We start from the raw sequence: 878 nt of genomic DNA on the forward strand, positions 1-878 counted from the left end.
TCGGTGGTGGATGAGGTGGCGGGGTTGTCGGGGGTGCCGTTGGTGGAGGTTTTGGGGGATGGGGGGTTGTTGGGTCAGACGGAGTGGACGCAGGTAGCGACCTTTGCGGTCGAGGTGGGTTTGTTTCGTTTGTTGGAGTCGTTCGGGGTGCGGCCGGTTGGGGTGGCGGGGCACTCGGTGGGGGAGTTTGCGGCGGCGCATGTGGCCGGGGTGTTGTCGTTGGCGGATGCGGTGGCGTTGGTGGTGGCGCGTGGTCGGTTGATGCAGGGGTTGCCGGCGGGTGGGGCGATGGTGGCGATTGCTGCGAGTGAGGAGGAGGTGGCGCCGTTTTTGGGTGAGGAAGTGTCGTTGGCTGCGGTGAATGGGCCGGCGTCGGTGGTGGTGTCGGGTGTGGAGGCGGCGGTGTTGGAGGTGGCGGGGCGTTTTGCCCGGTCGTCTCGTTTACGGGTGAGTCATGCGTTTCATTCGGTGTTGATGGAGCCGATGTTGGATGAGTTCGCGCGTGTGGTGGAAGGGGTGGAGTTTTCTGAGCCGGATTCTGGGGTGGCGTTGGTATGTGAAGGGGATCCGGCGTCGGCGGCGTATTGGGTGCAGCAGGTGCGGGCACCGGTGCGCTTCGGGGATGCGGTGGTGGGGCTGGCGGAGTTGGGGGTGGATGTTTTTGTTGAGGTGGGTCCTGATGCGGTGTTGACGCCGATGGTGGAGGCGGTGTTGGAGGCCGGGTCGCGGCGGGGTGTGGTGGTTCCCACGTTGCGTAGGGAGCGGGACGAGGCTGGGGCCGTGGTGCGGGCGCTGGCGGAGTTGTATGTGGCCGGTGTACAGGTGGAGTGGGGTGGTCTGCTCAGCCCGCGGCCCTTCCTGGACCTGCCGACGTACCC

The 878-nt window shown here is 66.3% G+C and carries 1 protein-coding gene; it reads left to right on the top strand.

Annotation, left to right across the window (positions count from 1 at the left end):
* Positions 1 to 878 (top strand): acyltransferase domain-containing protein (locus PV419_RS52920; RefSeq protein ID WP_319701254.1); only part of this gene is annotated, 878 nt, incomplete at both ends.

The organism is Streptomyces sp. ME19-01-6, from assembly GCF_033793745.1.
Taxonomy (GTDB): domain Bacteria; phylum Actinomycetota; class Actinomycetes; order Streptomycetales; family Streptomycetaceae; genus Streptomyces.